The following is a 15,312-nucleotide window of genomic DNA, read 5'->3' as shown; positions in this document are numbered from 1 at the left end:
GCGCCCTGTCATCAGGGCTATGCGCTGACCTTAACGGCGTGTTTTTTCATTATCCCCCGAAGCTGGTGGTAGCTCAATGACAACAGATCGGCGGCCTGGCGCTGATTATACCGTGCCTGCGCCAGCGCGCGCTCTATCCAGTATTTCTCCTGTTGTTCAAGCCAGGCTTTCAAATCCAGCGGCAGCGCCGCCGGGGCGCCGTCGGGCGTCTCGTCCGGGTCGGCGGCGGCGTTCACCGCCGCGAAGGGATCGAGCAGTATTGCGTCCAAGGGACGATCGCTGCTGCCGTGACGATAAATCGACCGCTCCACCACGTTTTTCAGCTCCCGGACATTGCCGGGCCAGTGGTACGCCAGCAGCGTTTGTCTCGCCGCCGGGGTAAAGCCGGGAAACAGCGGCAAATCGATTTCCCGGCACATCTGGATGGCAAAATGCTCCGCCATGACCATAATATCCTGCTGCCTTGCCCGCAGCGGCGGCAGCGCCACCACGTCAAACGCCAGCCGGTCCAGCAAATCGGCGCGGAAATCGCCGGCTTTGGCCAGGCGGGGCAAGTCGGCATGGGTGGCGCACACCAGCCGGACGTCCACTTGCAGCGGCTGGCTGCCGCCCACCCGTTCCAGTTCGCCGTATTCAATCACCCTGAGTAATTTTTCCTGCACCATCACCGGCGCGGTAGCCAGCTCATCCAGAAACAGGGTGCCGCCGTCCGCCCTCTCGAACCGTCCCTGGTGACGTTTTTGCGCGCCGGTAAAGGCCCCTGCCTCGTGGCCGAACAGTTCCGAATCCAGCAGGTTTTCATTCAAGGCGGCGCAGTTAAGGGAGATGAACGGACCCTGCCAGCGGGGGGAGAGGTAATGGAGCCGCCGGGCTATCAGCTCTTTACCGGTTCCCCGTTCGCCGATGACCAACACCGGCTTGTTCAGCCGCGCCAGCCGGGAGACCTGTTCCAGCACTTCCAGGAAATTATTGGATTGCCCCAGCAGGTTTTCATGATGATCCGCCATGGTGAATTTCGCCAACAGTTGGTATATATAATCACTATAGCGGAAGCCTAACGAAGAGCAATTATAAAAAATATATAAAATCAATGCATTAAAATCCTTGCATTATTGGCACGCTATTTGTAATCCACTCTGTAGGGCATGTTCATTATGAACACATTTTCAGTCGTTAACCGGCTAGATATAAAGGGGATCTGCAATGGGTATTTTTTCTCGTTTCACCGATATCGTGAACGCCAATATCAATGCCTTACTGGATAAGGCGGAAGATCCGGAAAAACTGGTCCGCCTGATGATTCAGGAAATGGAGGATACCCTGGTCGAGGTGCGCACCACCTCCGCCCAGGCGCTGGCGGAAAAGAAACAGTTGTTGCGGCGTATCAGCCAGGGGGAAACGCAGCAGGCCGACTGGCAGGCAAAAGCCGAATTGGCCCTGACCAAAAACAAAGAAGACCTGGCGCGCGCCGCGCTGATGGAAAAGCAGCGCCTCACCAAAATTGTCGCCGCCCTGCATCAGGACGTGTCGGTGATTGAAGAAACGCTGGATCGCATGAAACGTGAAATAGGCGAGCTTGAGAATAAGCTGGCGGAAACCCGCGCCCGCCAGAAAACCCTGGCGCTGCGCCATCAGGCCGCCGCTTCTTCCCGGGATATCCGCCGTCAGCTGGACAGCGGTAAAATCGACGAAGCCATGGCCCGATTTGAACAGTTCGAACGCCGTATCGACAGCATGGAGGCCGAAGCCGAAAGCGTCGGCTTCGGCAAACAAAAATCGCTGGACCAGCAGTTCGCCGAATTGAAAGCGGATGATGAAATCAGCCAACAGCTGGCGGCCCTGAAAGCGCAAATGAATAAAACCGAATAATGAAGGCTGCTGACAAACGTACTCGGCGTCAATAAGGCGGGACAGGCTGCCAGAAGAGTAAACCGTCCCGGCCGAGCACTTTGGCAACCAGTTTATCAATGAGCAATTACCCTAAATAATGCGAGTTGCCGCCTTCCCGATGATAAGGAGTCATCATGACTGCAGTGTTGATTGTGCTCGCCATACCCTTGACCGTGTTTTTGCTGTTTGTGGCGCCGGTATGGCTGTGGTTGCATTATGGCAATCGCCGTCGGCAGGGGTCGCTTTTTCAGACGCAGGATGCCCGGCGATTGGCGCAGCTCCAGGAAGAGGCGCAGCGGATGCAGACGCGTATCCGGGCGTTGGAGGATATTCTGGATGCGGAATACCCCGACTGGAGGCAACAATAGGATGAATGGAATAACGAAAAAACAGCTGTTCCGCCGGCCCGACGAGGGCATGATCAAAGGGGTCTGCGCCGGCCTGGCGCACTATTTTGATATTCCGGTGCGGCTGGTGCGGATTATCGTGGTGCTGTCGATGTTTTTCGGACTGTTTATGCTGACCATCATCGCTTACGCCATCCTGGCGTATTGGCTGGAACCCGCGCCGGCGGGTGCCGAAGGTTTTTATTTCGCCGCCATGCCCCCCGGTCGGCAACTGGACGTGCTGGAGATGCAGCTTAAGGACAGCGAGCAGCATCTGCGCCGGGTCGAGCGTTATGTCACCTCCGAAACCTTTGGCCTGCGTAACCGGTTCCGCCACTTATAACACGCGTGGCGCCGGGTTTGCCGGCTGATGACGAAGCAACGGGCGGAGAGCCGGATTTGTCTGGGGATGCAATCCACGACATAATCAACTTTTGCCATGTGGAAAACTGGAATGGACGCTCTGAATCAATGGCTGAATCGCGGCATCGATCGCCATCTGCGCCTGGCGGTAACCGGATTAAGCCGCAGCGGCAAAACCGCCTTTATAACCTCTTTTGTCAATCAACTGCTGATGGTGAACAACGGCGCGCGCCTGCCGATGTTTTCAGCGGCGGACGGCGGCCGCCTGCTGGGGGCCAAGCGGGTGCCGCAGCGCCATCTGGGCATTTCCCGTTTCGCCTACGATGAAGGCATCGCCGCGTTATACGGCACGCCCCCCGCCTGGCCCCTGCCTACCCGCGGCGTCAGCGAAATGCGGCTGGCGCTGCGCTACCGGTCCCGGGATGCGCTGTGGCGCCATATCAAGGATACCGGCACCCTCTATCTGGAAATCGTTGATTATCCGGGGGAGTGGCTGCTGGATTTACCGATGCTGGAGCAGGATTACCTGGGCTGGTCCGGTCAAATGGCCGGATTACTGCAGGGAGATCGCGCTTTATGGGCCGGGCCCTGGCTGAAAAAATGCGCCGCCCTTGATCCGCTGGCGCCGGCGGATGAGCGTGCGCTGGCGGAGATTGCCGCGCAATACACCCGTTATCTGCTGCATTGCAAACAGCAGGGCCGGTATTTTATCCAGCCGGGACGTTTTGTGTTGCCCGGTGACATGGCGGATGCGCCGGCGCTGCAGTTTTTCCCCTGGCCGGCGGGCGGAACCCTGCCGGAAAGCCAATTGCTCCAGGCGCCGAAAACCACCAATCTCGGTATGCTGCGGGAGCGTTATCACTATTATTGCCAGACCGTGGTAAAAGGGTTTTATAAAGATCATTTTACCGGTTTCGATCGCCAGATAGTGCTGGTGGACTGCCTGCAAGCGCTGAACGGCGGCCCCGATGCCTTTAACGATATGCGTCTGGCCCTGAGCCAGCTGATGCGCAGTTTCCACTACGGCAAACGTACGCTCTACCGCCGGCTGTTTTCTCCCTGCATCGACAAGCTGATGTTCGCCGCCAGTAAAGCGGATCACATCACCGCCGATCAGCAGGCCAATCTGGTGTCGCTGCTGCAGCAGTTAATTCAGGATGCCTGGCGTAACGCCGCCTTTGAAGGCATCGCCATGGAGTGCGCCGGCCTGGCCTCGGTGCGGGCCACCGAGGGCGGCACGGTGGCCCTGCAGGGGAAAAACATCCCGGCGCTGAAGGGGTTCCGCCTGCGGGACAGCCAGCCGCTGACGCTCTATCCCGGCGACGTCCCCCCGCGGCTGCCCGGCGCGGCGTTCTGGCATAAGCAGGGTTTTCAGTTCGAAGATTTCCGGCCGCGGCAGATGGACCCGGATATGCCGCTGCCCCATATCCGCCTGGATGCGGTGATGGAGTTTCTGTTGGGGGATAAATTGCGATGACCGAACCTATTAAACCCGGCATGGAGGCTCACCGTCCCGGTGAGGATGCCATTCAAGCCCGCATTGATTTTGAACAACCGGTTGTTGCCCCCGAAGAGCCCGCGCTGCGGCGTGCGCAGGTTTTCGATCCGCAGCAGGAAATAGTCTTCGAGCCGCTCGGGGACGCCGACGAAACCGATGCCGGTGAAAATAAACCGGGGCGGCCGGAACGCTGGCTGGACGACGCGTTAAAGCCCAAACGGAGCATCTGGCGCCGCCTGGTGACGGCCGGCGCAGGATTGTTCGCCATAAGCGCACTGGCGCAGATGGGATCGTGGTTTGGCCGGGCCTGGCAGCAACAGGATTGGTTCGCCCTGGGTACGCTGGGGGCGGGCACCCTGATTATCCTGGCCGGCGCCGGTTCGCTGGCGGCTGAATGGCGCCGGCTCTATCGTCTGCGGCAGCGGGCCGAAGAGCGCGATCGCGCCGGCGAGCTGCTGCGCAGCCACGCCCTCGGCCAGAGCCGGGAGTTTTGCCTTGGCCTGGCCGGACGGGCCGGTATCCGCCAGGGCCACCCGGCCCTGGTGCATTGGCTGGCCGCGCTGCAGGATACCCACAGCGACCGGGAGGTGGTGGAATTGTATGCCCGCATGGTGCAGCCGGTTATCGACCGCCGCGCCCGGCGGGAAATCAGCCGCTCCGCCGCCGAATCCGCCCTGATGATCGCGGTCAGTCCGCTGGCGGTGGTGGGTATGGGGTTTATCGCCTGGCGCAACCTGCGGTTAATCAATCGAATCGCGGCGATATACGGTATCGGGGTGGGTTATTTCAGCCGTATACGTCTGTTCCGGCGGGTGCTGCTGAATATCGCATTCGCCGGCGTCAGCGAATGGGTCCGCGAAATGGGTATGGACTGGATGTCGCAGGATCTGGCCGCCCGCCTCTCGGCCCGCATCGCGCAGGGCATGGGGGCCGGGCTGCTGACCGCGCGGCTGGGTATCAAAGCGATGGAGCTTTGCCGCCCGCTGCCCTGGTTAAACGGCGACAAGCCCCGCCTGGGCGATTACCGCCGTGAACTCATCGGCCAGCTGAAATCTCTCCTTGAGCGGAAAAACCTTCCCTGACCGGCGGCGGGCGCTCCCGGTCCGATGGCTGAATTTCTTTCCGTCTGTCAACTTTTTGTGACAGACGGCTTCATCCCGGCTGCAGTGCAACGTATGATATCCCCAGGATTCGCCCATCAATCGTCAAGAGGCGCGGCATGCGTTTAGAAGTTTTTTGTGAAGATCGCCTCGGCCTGGCCCGGGAACTGCTGGACCTGTTGGCATCGCGCAATATTGATTTACGCGGCATCGAAATCGATCCCGCCGGCAGGATCTATTTAAATGTTGCACTGGTGGAAAGGGACACTTTCCCCGGGTTAATGGCGGAGATTCGCCGGATCCAGGGCGTGACCGATGTCCGTACCCTGGCCTTCATGCCTTCGGAACGGGAGCATCGCGCCCTGGAAGCATTGTTGGCCGCCATGCCCGAACCGGTGTTGTCCGTGGATCTTAAAGGCAAAGTGGAACTGACCAATCCGGCGGCCTTGGCGCTGTTCAACCTGCCGGCGGAAAAAATGCGCCGCCAGCCCATCGGCGGCTTTATCGGCGGGTTCAATTTTACCCGTTGGCTGGAGAATGAGCGTCCCGCGGCCGATAGCCGGCGGGTGGTATTGGCGGGGCAGGATTTTTTAATGGACATCACGCCCGTCCGGCTGGCGGACGATGACGGCAAACCGGCGGCGGCGGGGGCGGTAATCTTGCTGAAGTCCGCAGTCCGCATGGGACGGCAGTTACAGGAAACCGGCCCCAATGACGACAGCGAATTCGGTCATATCATTGCCGCCAGCGTCAAAATGCGCCAGGTCGTGGAGCATGCGCGCAAACTGGCCATGCTGGACGCGCCCCTGCTGATCGTCGGCGAGACCGGCACCGGTAAAGATTTGATGGCCCATGCCTGCCATTTGCGCAGCCCGCGCGGCAAACAGCCGTTCCTGGCCCTTAACTGCGCCGCGCTGCCGGATGACGTGGCGGAAAGCGAACTGTTCGGCCACGCCGCCGGCGCTTATCCCAACGCGCTGGAAAGCAAAAAGGGCTTTTTCGAACAGGCCGGCGGCGGTTCGGTGCTATTGGACGAGATCGGCGAGATGTCCCCCCGCATGCAAACGAAACTGCTGCGTTTCCTCAACGACGGGACCTTTCGCCGGGTGGGCGAAGATCAGGAAATGCATGTGGATGTCCGGGTTATCTGCGCGACCCAGAAAAATCTTCTGGAGCTGGTGCATAAAGGGCAGTTTCGCGAGGATCTCTATTACCGCCTGAACGTATTGACCCTGAATCTGCCGCCGCTGCGGGAGCGGCCGGATGACATCATGCCCCTTACGTCGCTCTTTATCGCCCGGTTCTGCGACGAGCAGGGCGTGCCGCGTCCGCGGCTGGCCCCTGAGTTAACGGCCATGCTGGCGCAGTACGCCTGGCCGGGCAACGTCCGGCAGCTGAAAAATGTGCTTTATCGCGCCATGGCGCAGTTGGATGGCCCGGCGATAGGCGTCGACGACATCGATCTGCCGGATTTTGCCCTGTCGCTGCCGATGTCCGAAGAGGTGCTGGACGGCTCCCTGGACGATATCAGTAAAAGGTTCGAGCGCTCGGTGCTCACCCGGCTTTATCGCACCTATCCCAGTACCCGAAAGCTGGCGAAAAGACTGGGCGTCTCGCACACCGCCATCGCCAACAAGCTGCGCGAGTACGGACTGAGCAGCAAAAAGCCCGGCGAGGACGAGGAAGCATAAAACCACGCCGCGCCGTTCGCGCCCGCCTGCTCCTCCATTGCCCGGCCCGCAGGGTCAATTGCGGGCCGGCGCTTCCCTCAGGACAGACAGCGCCCGGTCATAATCCGGCTCATGGGTGATTTCCGCCACCCGTTGGCTGTACAGCACCTTGTTGCGTTCATCGAGCACCATGACCGCCCGCGCGGTCAGCCCTTTCAGCGGGCCATCGGTGATTTCCACTCCATAGCGGCGCATGAATTGACGGTCGCGCAGGGTGGATAAGGTAATGACGCGATGCAATCCTTCCGTACCGCAAAAACGTGACTGGGCGAACGGTAAATCGGCGGAAATGCACAGCACCACGGTATTTTCCAGATCGGCGGCGATTTGATTGAAACGGCGCACCGTGGCCGCGCAAATGGCGGTGTCGATACTGGGAAGATATTCAGCAACTTGCGTTTGCCGGTATGGTTGTTTAACGTTATGTCTAAGAGATCTTTGGCCACCAGTGAAAAGTCCGGAGCCGTATCACCGGGCTGTGGCAGCGAATCCGCCACCCTGACCGGATTACCCTGAAAATAAACTGTTTCTGCCATACTGGGTTCCTTGTCTGCTTAACATCAAATCCAGTCTAAAAGATGACGAAAAGCGAAGATAGCCGGATTTTTACAATAATAACTTTCTAAATTAACAGGATTTATGGGCCGGGAGGATCCTATGGCAACCATCAATCCGAGGACCGACGATGAGAGTAATGCGTTTTTATGGCCGCTCCATACGCCTTTGTGATTTCACGGGGCAGCCGTACGGAAGCAAAAGTGGTGGTGGTGGAAATAGAGCAGGACGGTGTTAAGGGTATCGGCGAATGCACCCCTTATCCCCGTTACGGAGAGAGCGAACAATCGGTGCTGGAACAGCTGACCTCGGTGCTGCATCCCATCGAACAGGGCGTTTCGCGGGAAATACTGCAGCAATTGCTCCCCGCCGGCGCGGCCCGCAACGCGGTGGATTGCGCGCTGTGGGATGTGGAGCGCCAGTTGAGCGGACAAACGCTGGCGCAGTACGCCGGCGTCCAGCTGCCGGCAACCATCGCCATGGCGCAGACCCTGGGCATCGATGAACCCCAGGCCATGGCCGAAGCCGCGCAGGCATTCTGGCAAAAAGGCGCCAGGCTGCTGAAAATCAAGCTCGACGATCGGCTGATAACCGAGCGGATGGTGGCTATTCGTACCGCCGTTCCGGCGGCGACCCTCATTGTCGATGCCAATGAAGCCTGGCATCCCGAAGGATTAGCCTCCCGCTGCCAATTATTGGCGGATCTGGGGGTGGCGATGCTCGAACAGCCGCTGCCCGCGGAGCAGGATGCCGCGTTACAGCATTTTATCCATCCGCTGCCGATCTGCGCCGATGAAAGTTGCCATACCCGCCAGCAACTACCGGCGCTTAAGGACAACTATGAGATGGTGAACATCAAACTGGACAAAACCGGCGGCCTGACCGAAGCGCTGCTGCTGGCCCGGCAGGCGGGAGAGCAGGGGTTCGGCATTATGCTCGGCTGCATGCTGTGCACATCCAGGGCCATTGCCGCCGCCTTGCCGCTGGCCCCGGCGGCGCGGTTTATTGACCTGGACGGGCCGACCTGGCTCTCCATGGATGCGCAACCCCATCTGACGTTCGGCTGCGGGTCTATCCTGCTGGAATAACGTTATCCGTTCCGGGGTCGGTTTTCAGACTCTGTAACGCAATAAATCCACCAGGGCGTCCAGATAATCCGTGGTGGCGGCATCCGCCGAGACGGCGGGCAGTTCGGCGGTGATGCAGGGCAGGGATTGCTCCTCGCACCAGCTGCCGAAGGAACCTGGGGTCGCGTAGCCGACGCTGTCCACCAGCGGCAGCGAAAGCCGCTCCGCCAGCCATAGCGCCAGGGGCGAACGGGCCTGCTGTTCGATACAGGCCAGGGGCTCATGGAACGAAACCACCCAGGCCGGTTTTAATTGCGCTATCAACCCGCACAGCGCCCGGGTTTCCGGCTCCGAACCCGGCGCGGTGCCGGGGGAGAGCGCCACGTCCCGTGCTTCGCTTGCGCTGGTCCAGCGGTAAAGGGTATCCATGGGCCGCCAGTTGCCGGTCGGGAAATTGCGGTTCAGATCGACCCCGTTGGCGTTCGCGCGCAATCCCAGCTGACAGCCGTCCGGATTCACCGCCAAAACCAGATGATGGCGCGGCGGCTTTGCGCCGAGAGTGCGCAGTGCGCAGGACAGCGCCACCACCCCCGCGGTTTCATCGCCGTGGGTGCCGGCAATGATTAATCCGGTATCCGGACCGGCGTCGGCGGCGCGGAAAAACAGCATCGGCGCGCCCAGTACCGATTTGCCAAAGGGGGTACCGGGAAAAATAAGCTTGCCCCGCTGCGGGCGGGGATGGAATACGGTCATGGGGTTTTCTGCCATAATCTAATGAGTTACATTGACTGATAATACTTTATCGCAAAAGACCTTCGCCTTACGACTTTTGTCGGCAGACTTTTAGTTTTAACACTTTTAGTCCCGAACTTTTTTATGCTAAAGCACGGCACGGCCGCCATTATCCGGCCCGCGCCCGGGTGATGCGCCGATTATGACTTCAAGGAAAAGCTTATGCCTGGTTCCAAATTAGCACTCTGTGCCTCCTTAATCATTGCCTGCTGCGGCATCGCCCGCGGCGCCACGCCGCCGCCCGGCGTTCAGCTGTCCCCGGTACAGCATATCGTCCGGCACATCAAAGACGAACCGGCCTCGCTGGACCCCATCAAAGGCGTCGGCCTGACGGAAGCGGAAGTCACGCGGGATCTCTTCGAGGGGCTGGTTAACCAGGACGCCGACGGGCATTTGATTCCGGGCGTGGCCGTCAGCTGGCAAACCAACGACAACCGCACCTTTGTTTTTCATCTGCGCCATGACGCCCGCTGGTCTAATGGTGACCCTGTCACCGCCGGTGATTTTGTCTACAGCTGGCGGCGGCTGGCGGATCCGAAAAATCTGTCTCCCTTTGCCTGGTTTACCCAGCTGGCGGGGCTGGCCAACGCCGGCGACATCATCGCCGGCAAAGCGCCGGCCGAGCGGCTTGGGGTCAGCGCACCGGACGACTACACCCTGAAAGTGGAGCTGGATAAACCGGTACCGTATTTTGCCAGCCTGACGGCTAACTTCAGTTTATTCCCGGTTCACCGCGCCACGGTAGAGAAATACGGCAATAACTGGACCAAAGTGGGCAATCTGGTGGGCAACGGCGCGTTTCAGCTCCAGCAACGGGTAGTCAATGAAAAACTGGTGCTGGCGCCCAACCCGTACTACTGGGATCATCGGCATACGGTATTAACGCAGGTAACGTTTATTCCCATCAATCAGGAGTCTTCGGCGCTGAACCGCTATCTCGCCAATGATATTGATATTACCGAATCCTTTCCGAAACCCCGCTATCAGCAACTGCTAAAGGATATTCCCGGCCAGGTGTATACCCCTCCCCAGTTGGGAACTTACTATTACGCGTTTAATACCCGGCGCGCGCCCACCAGCGACGTGCGGGTGCGCAAAGCGCTGTCTTACGCCATCGACCGCCGGATTATCGCGGAGAAGGTGGTGGGCAGCGGCGAAAAACCCGCCTTTCACCTGACCCCCGACGTCACCGCCGGTTATAAGCCCGTGCCGAATTATCTGCAGCAGCACTCCCAGGAGGAGTTGGATGCCGAAGCCAAGGTACTGATGACGGCGGCGGGTTACGGCCCGGATAAACCTATTACCCTGAATCTGTTGTACAATACTTCCGAAGGCAACGAAAAAATCGCTATCGCCGTCGCCTCCATGTGGAAGAAAAAACTCGGGGTGAATGTCAAGCTGGTAAACCAGGAATGGAAGTCCTATATCGACAGCCGCAATACCGGTAATTTCGATGTGGTGCGCGCGTCCTGGGTGGGGGATTATAATGAGCCCTCCACCTTCTTATCGCTGCTCACCGCGGCGCACAGCGGCAATATCGCCAAATTCAACGACCCCCAATACGATCGCCTGCTGGAGCAGGCCAGCCGGCAAACCAATGCCAAACTGCTGGCGGCGGATTACAACAAGGCGGAAGATATTATCGCCGAACAGGCGCCCATAGCGCCGATTTATCAATACACCAACGGCCGGCTCATCAAGCCCTGGGTGCAGGGCTACCCAATTAATAATCCCGAGGATGTGGCTTACAGCCAAAGCATGTATATTCTCAAGCACTGAAAATGGCGTTTCTGGTGAATGGTACAGGATAAATAATGGACAAGGTGATAAACAGCGTTGCTTACCAAGCGGGACGTCGAATAGGTGAAGTCACCATCGACGACATCAGCGAGGTGTTAAAACAGCCCGACGCGTTTGTCTGGTTAGGCCTGTTTGCGCCCGATGATGCATTCATGCGAAAAATACAGCAAGAATTCCATCTGCATGACTTAGCCATCGAAGATGCGCTTACCGCCCATCAGCGGCCAAAATTGGAAACCTACGGCGACTCGTTGTTTATCGTGGTGAAAACCGCCCAGCGGGTGGATGATAAAATACAGTATGGCGAGACACATTTTTTCGTCGGCGCGCATTTTCTGATTACCGTTCGTCACGGCGCCTCCTCCAGCTACGCCGCCATTCGGGCGCGCGCGGAGGAAACGCCCAAGCTGCTGGCCAAAGGGCCGGGATTCGCGCTCTATTCTATACTGGACTTTGTGGTGGATAATTACCGGGAAATCATCGGCCAGTACGAGACGCAATTTGACGGCATCGAGTCTGCCATGTTCAAGTCCGAGTTCGATCCGCAGGCGGTGGAAGAGGTTTATCGACTGCGCCGCGATCTGCTGGCTATGCACAATGCCGCCGTGCCCATCGACGATATTTGCAACCAGTTGATTCATTTGCATGAAGCCTTTATTCCCAAAGAACTGAGGGCCTATATCCGCGACGTCCAGGATCATGCTCATCAGGTGATCACGCTTACCGATGATATGCGCGAAATGTTGACCAATGCGATGCATGTGAATTTGGCGATGGTATCGGTCAGGCAAAACGAAGTGGTAAAACGGTTGGCCGGGTGGGGCGCTATCCTGGCGGTGCCAACGGTTATCTTCAGTCTGTACGGCATGAACTTCGCCTCGATGCCGGAATTAAAAATGCCCTGGGGATATCCGGTCACTTTGCTGGTGACCCTTGCCGGCTGTGTTGCCCTGCATCGGAAACTCAAACGTTCAGGTTGGTTATAGTCAGTCGAAAAAAGGTGTAAGACGTTGGACGTTATTGATCAAAACGCTTTGCATATCAATGGTGTGGTTTATGCCGGCCAGTTGGACGGCGCCGGGGGTATCCGGCCCATTGAAGCGGCGGATATTGCCCATTGCGACCACCCGTGCTGGCTGCATCTGGATATTGAGCACCAGGCCAGCATGGAATGGCTGAATGATACGCCGCTGGTTCCGGATTCCTTGCGTGAGCCGCTGGCGGGCAACAGCACCCGGCCCAGGATAAACCGGCTGCCCGAAGGGGCGCTGATTATATTGCGGAGCATTAATTTTAATACCGAAGAGTACCCCGAAGAGCTGATCGTACTGCGCATCTATATCACCGATAAGCTGATTGTCACCACCCGGCGTCAGCCTATACAGGCGGTGGAAGAGATTCTTGAAGGGCTGCAGAGAAAACAGGGCCCGGTCAACAGCGGTACCTGGCTGGTGGAGATGAGCGATATCCTGACCGATCATACCAGTGATTTCATCGATGAAATGCACGATCGGATAATCGCCCTGGAAAACGACCTGCTTGAACAGCGCATTCCGCCGCGCGGCCAGCTGGCGCAGCTGCGCAAGCAGTTGATTGTGCTGCGCCGCTATATGGGGCCCCAGCGCGACGTGTTCTCGCGTCTGGCCAGCGAGCATCTGGCCTGGATGGACAAGGACGACCGGCGCCGGATGCAGGATATCGCCGACCGGCTGGGGCGGGGCATAGAGGATATTGACGGCGGCATCGCGCGCACGGCGGTCATCGCCGATGAAATCAACTCGCTGACGGCGGAAGCCATCAACCGCCGCAGTTATACCATGTCCCTGATGGCAATGGTATTCCTGCCCACCACCTTCCTCACCGGCCTGTTCGGCGTTAACCTGGGCGGCATTCCCGGCGGCAATATGCGTTATGGTTTTAGCCTGTTTTGTCTGCTGTTGGTTTTATTGGTTCTGGGGGTTGCATGGTGGTTAAAACGTCGTAAATGGCTATAACATTGGCGTTTTATGGAAATATATTCGGTAAAAAGTATCCAAAAAGCTCATCAATATTGAGCAATATCAAAAAGCCGATGCTTAGAATCAGGCATTATCCATTGTGCAGGTGAATGCAACGTCAAGCGATGGGCGTTGCGCTCCATATTGTCTTACTTCCTTTTTTTGAATTATTGCATAGCATATTTAATTCATATAATGCCGGGTTTTAGAACCTGGCATTTTTTTTGCGCTTTAACCCCTCCCGGCTATCCTTAAAGAGTATTTCATTAACATGACTTGAGTGCAGCGCCAATGGCTGAATCCGACGGCATAGCCATGACTTGCCGCTGTAATTTATGCAATTATTTCGATATTTCCCTACGAGGTGGACACTATGTCGTTGACTACTACGCCCTCTGGCACGGCACGCGCGAATCAATATCGGTTCAGTATACCCACCGAGCCGATTCCCAATGAGCCCATACCCACCGATCCGCCGCCGATCCCCAATCCGCTGCCGGAGCCGCCGCTGGAACCGCCCTATAATCCCGATCCCAAACCCATCAACGACCCGCCGCCTCATCTTTTTTGATCATGCCGCCGCCCACGGGCGGCGTTACCTTATTTGATTCCCGTCACCGGCAAACGTTGGTGAACAGAGAGCTGCAATAACTCCTCCGGTTCATCCTGCCAGCCCACCGGCACCGCCGGCAGCGTTTCCCGGTCAAAGGCCAGATCTCCGCCCGCTATTACCGGGTCGCCGGCATTCAACTGCCTGAAGTCAAAGAGATTGCTATCCGCCAAATGGGAGGGCACCACGTTTTGCATGGCGCGGAACATGGTTTCTATCCGTCCCGGATACTGTTTATCCCAGTCCCGCAGCATATTCCCGATCACCTGCCGCTGCAGGTTGGGCTGGGAGCCGCACAAATTACAGGGGATAATGGGAAATTCCCGCGCGGCGGCAAAACGTTCGATATCCTTTTCCCGGCAGTAGGCCAGGGGGCGAATGACAATATGTTTGCCGTCGTCGCTCATCAGTTTGGGCGGCATGGCCTTTAATTTACCGCCGTAGAACATATTCAGAAACAGCGTTTGCAGCATGTCGTCGCGATGGTGGCCCAGGGCAATCTTATTGGCGCCCAGCTCGCCGGCGGTGCGGTATAGAATTCCCCGCCGCAGCCTTGAACACAGGGAACAGGTGGTTTTGCCCTCGGGAATCTTATCCTTAACGATGGCATAGGTATTTTCTTCAACGATGTGATATTCGATACCCAGCGATTCAAGGTAGGCGGGCAATACATCGCCGGGGAAGCCGGGCTGTTTCTGATCCAGATTCACCGCTATCAAGGTAAAGTTCACCGGCGCGTTTTGCTGCAGACTGCGCAGGATGTCCAGCATGGTGTAGCTGTCCTTGCCTCCCGACAGGCAGACCATGATGCGATCCCCTTCCTCAATCATGTTGAAGTCGGCGATGGCCTGGCCCACATTGCGCCGCAAGCGCTTCTGAAGCTTATTGAAGTTATAAATCTGTTTTTGATCAACCACGGTAATTATGCCTTAAGGTGTTATGTAAGGGACTGTGTCTGACAGCGGCGCGGTAATGCGATTCTATAAAACGGCAACGCAGGAGAATGGATGAGGCGGGTCGGGCAGACATCGCTCAGTCCGTGAATTCCTGCATCAGCCTTTCATTGATGGCCGCCACCGCCCGATCGCCATGTTTGATTTGGCTGATGTGCAATTGGCGGGTGGCGCTGAAACGATGGCTGATGGTGATGCCGTAGGACTTTGTCAGCCAGCTGAACGGACCGCTGTCACAGGCGACCTCGTCGATTTCCAGCCAGGACAGCCCCTTTTTACCCCGGCGCCCGGGCAGCAGGCCGCGCACCAGCCAAACGCCTTCCAGGTCATAAAAAAACCGAAAGCGCCGGCGCCAGGCCAGATCATAAATCAGCTTAACGATGCCGATAAACAAAATGACGTAACCGGCCAGGATGATATTGGCCGCGTTGGCGGACTGGGATACCAGCAAGCCGATGGCGGTCAGCATGGCGAACAATATCCAGGGGCGGACATAAGCAACCCATGAAAGAAAAAAGCTGCCGTGCCGGGGCACTTCGACAATATAGTTGCGATCCATTTTTCATCCGTA

14 protein-coding genes and 2 pseudogenes are annotated in these 15,312 nt (G+C 57.9%); 11 read left to right on the top strand and 5 right to left on the bottom strand.

The genetic code is table 11. The features are described from left to right. Window positions 1–17: 17 nt before the first annotated feature. On the bottom strand, window positions 18–1,007 hold the full coding sequence (gene pspF / locus GTU79_RS15220; protein WP_203521318.1) for a phage shock protein operon transcriptional activator: 990 nt from the start codon (window positions 1,005–1,007) through the stop codon (window positions 18–20). Window positions 1,008–1,203: 196 nt separating this feature from the next. Here pspF and pspA point away from each other — a divergent pair, with 196 nt between their 5' ends. The 6 genes from pspA to tyrR all read left to right on the top strand — a co-directional run bounded on the left by pspA (window position 1,204) and on the right by tyrR (window position 6,928). Then, on the top strand, window positions 1,204–1,869 hold the full coding sequence (gene pspA / locus GTU79_RS15215; protein WP_132921448.1) for a phage shock protein PspA: 666 nt from the start codon (window positions 1,204–1,206) through the stop codon (window positions 1,867–1,869). 155 nt (window positions 1,870–2,024) lie between these two features. Continuing rightward, entirely contained in the window at window positions 2,025–2,258 is a 234-nt protein-coding gene (gene pspB / locus GTU79_RS15210; RefSeq protein ID WP_132921449.1) for an envelope stress response membrane protein PspB, read from the top strand. 1 nt (window position 2,259) lies between these two features. Continuing rightward, window positions 2,260–2,619, top strand: coding sequence for an envelope stress response membrane protein PspC (gene pspC, locus GTU79_RS15205; RefSeq protein ID WP_214513103.1), 360 nt, complete (start codon window positions 2,260–2,262; stop codon window positions 2,617–2,619). Between the two features lie 111 nt (window positions 2,620–2,730). Continuing rightward, a complete protein-coding gene (locus GTU79_RS15200; RefSeq protein ID WP_203521320.1) occupies window positions 2,731–4,116 on the top strand; it encodes a YcjX family GTP-binding protein in 1,386 nt (461 codons plus the stop codon). Continuing rightward, entirely contained in the window at window positions 4,113–5,219 is a 1,107-nt protein-coding gene (locus GTU79_RS15195) for a YcjF family protein (protein WP_420854108.1), read from the top strand. The genes GTU79_RS15200 and GTU79_RS15195 overlap by 4 nt, the downstream gene beginning before the upstream one ends. A gap of 137 nt (window positions 5,220–5,356) precedes the next feature. Next, complete coding sequence (gene tyrR / locus GTU79_RS15190) at window positions 5,357–6,928, top strand: transcriptional regulator TyrR (protein ID WP_203521321.1); 1,572 nt, start codon at window positions 5,357–5,359, stop codon at window positions 6,926–6,928. Between the two features lie 54 nt (window positions 6,929–6,982). Here tyrR and tpx read toward each other — a convergent pair. Continuing rightward, a pseudogene (gene tpx, locus GTU79_RS15185) lies at window positions 6,983–7,503 on the bottom strand (thiol peroxidase). A 121-nt stretch (window positions 7,504–7,624) separates the two neighbouring features. On the opposite strand from tpx, the pseudogene ycjG reads away from it, so the two are divergent. Further along, window positions 7,625–8,610 (top strand): annotated as a pseudogene (gene ycjG / locus GTU79_RS15180) (L-Ala-D/L-Glu epimerase). 24 nt (window positions 8,611–8,634) lie between these two features. On the opposite strand, the gene mpaA reads toward ycjG, so the two are convergent. Further along, entirely contained in the window at window positions 8,635–9,342 is a 708-nt protein-coding gene (mpaA, locus tag GTU79_RS15175; RefSeq protein ID WP_203523057.1) for a murein tripeptide amidase MpaA, read from the bottom strand. Window positions 9,343–9,543: 201 nt separating this feature from the next. Between mpaA and GTU79_RS15170 the strand changes: the two genes are divergently transcribed. From GTU79_RS15170 to GTU79_RS15155, 4 genes are all read left to right on the top strand, one after another. Beyond that, window positions 9,544–11,160 carry a peptide ABC transporter substrate-binding protein gene (locus GTU79_RS15170; protein ID WP_203521323.1) on the top strand — a complete coding sequence of 539 codons (1,617 nt, stop codon included), beginning with the start codon at window positions 9,544–9,546 and terminating at the stop codon, window positions 11,158–11,160. Window positions 11,161–11,195: 35 nt separating this feature from the next. Next, entirely contained in the window at window positions 11,196–12,167 is a 972-nt protein-coding gene (gene corA / locus GTU79_RS15165) for a magnesium/cobalt transporter CorA (protein ID WP_203521324.1), read from the top strand. A 24-nt stretch (window positions 12,168–12,191) separates the two neighbouring features. Then, window positions 12,192–13,175 carry a zinc transporter ZntB gene (gene zntB, locus GTU79_RS15160; RefSeq protein WP_203521325.1) on the top strand — a complete coding sequence of 328 codons (984 nt, stop codon included), beginning with the start codon at window positions 12,192–12,194 and terminating at the stop codon, window positions 13,173–13,175. Window positions 13,176–13,551: 376 nt separating this feature from the next. Then, the gene (locus tag GTU79_RS15155; RefSeq protein ID WP_203523182.1) at window positions 13,552–13,749 is read left to right on the top strand and encodes a hypothetical protein; all 198 of its coding nucleotides are present in this window, start codon (window positions 13,552–13,554) and stop codon (window positions 13,747–13,749) included. Between the two features lie 29 nt (window positions 13,750–13,778). Here GTU79_RS15155 and ttcA read toward each other — a convergent pair whose 3' ends face one another. After that, window positions 13,779–14,714, bottom strand: coding sequence for a tRNA 2-thiocytidine(32) synthetase TtcA (gene ttcA / locus GTU79_RS15150; protein WP_214514150.1), 936 nt, complete (start codon window positions 14,712–14,714; stop codon window positions 13,779–13,781). A 106-nt stretch (window positions 14,715–14,820) separates the two neighbouring features. After that, window positions 14,821–15,300: a hypothetical protein gene (locus GTU79_RS15145; protein WP_203521326.1), complete on the bottom strand. Its 480-nt coding sequence runs from the start codon at window positions 15,298–15,300 to the stop codon at window positions 14,821–14,823. Between the last annotated feature and the right edge of the window lie 12 nt (window positions 15,301–15,312).

Origin of the sequence: Sodalis ligni, from assembly GCF_016865525.2 — a bacterium.
GTDB classification, from domain to species: Bacteria; Pseudomonadota; Gammaproteobacteria; order Enterobacterales; family Enterobacteriaceae; genus Acerihabitans; species Acerihabitans ligni.
This window is presented reverse-complemented; position numbering and strand designations above follow the sequence as displayed.

Bases quoted from the DNA above. Each gene is read 5' to 3' on its own strand.
- pspF (WP_203521318.1), bottom strand. From the start codon at position 1,007: ATGGCGGATCATCATGAAAACCTGCTGGGGCAATCCAATAATTTCCTG.
- pspA (WP_132921448.1), top strand. From the start codon at position 1,204: ATGGGTATTTTTTCTCGTTTCACCGATATCGTGAACGCCAATATCAAT.
- pspB (WP_132921449.1), top strand. From the start codon at position 2,025: ATGACTGCAGTGTTGATTGTGCTCGCCATACCCTTGACCGTGTTTTTG.
- pspC (WP_214513103.1), top strand. From the start codon at position 2,260: ATGAATGGAATAACGAAAAAACAGCTGTTCCGCCGGCCCGACGAGGGC.
- GTU79_RS15200 (WP_203521320.1), top strand. From the start codon at position 2,731: ATGGACGCTCTGAATCAATGGCTGAATCGCGGCATCGATCGCCATCTG.
- GTU79_RS15195 (WP_420854108.1), top strand. From the start codon at position 4,113: ATGACCGAACCTATTAAACCCGGCATGGAGGCTCACCGTCCCGGTGAG.
- tyrR (WP_203521321.1), top strand. From the start codon at position 5,357: ATGCGTTTAGAAGTTTTTTGTGAAGATCGCCTCGGCCTGGCCCGGGAA.
- mpaA (WP_203523057.1), bottom strand. From the start codon at position 9,342: ATGACCGTATTCCATCCCCGCCCGCAGCGGGGCAAGCTTATTTTTCCC.
- GTU79_RS15170 (WP_203521323.1), top strand. From the start codon at position 9,544: ATGCCTGGTTCCAAATTAGCACTCTGTGCCTCCTTAATCATTGCCTGC.
- corA (WP_203521324.1), top strand. From the start codon at position 11,196: ATGGACAAGGTGATAAACAGCGTTGCTTACCAAGCGGGACGTCGAATA.
- GTU79_RS15155 (WP_203523182.1), top strand. From the start codon at position 13,552: ATGTCGTTGACTACTACGCCCTCTGGCACGGCACGCGCGAATCAATAT.
- GTU79_RS15145 (WP_203521326.1), bottom strand. From the start codon at position 15,300: ATGGATCGCAACTATATTGTCGAAGTGCCCCGGCACGGCAGCTTTTTT.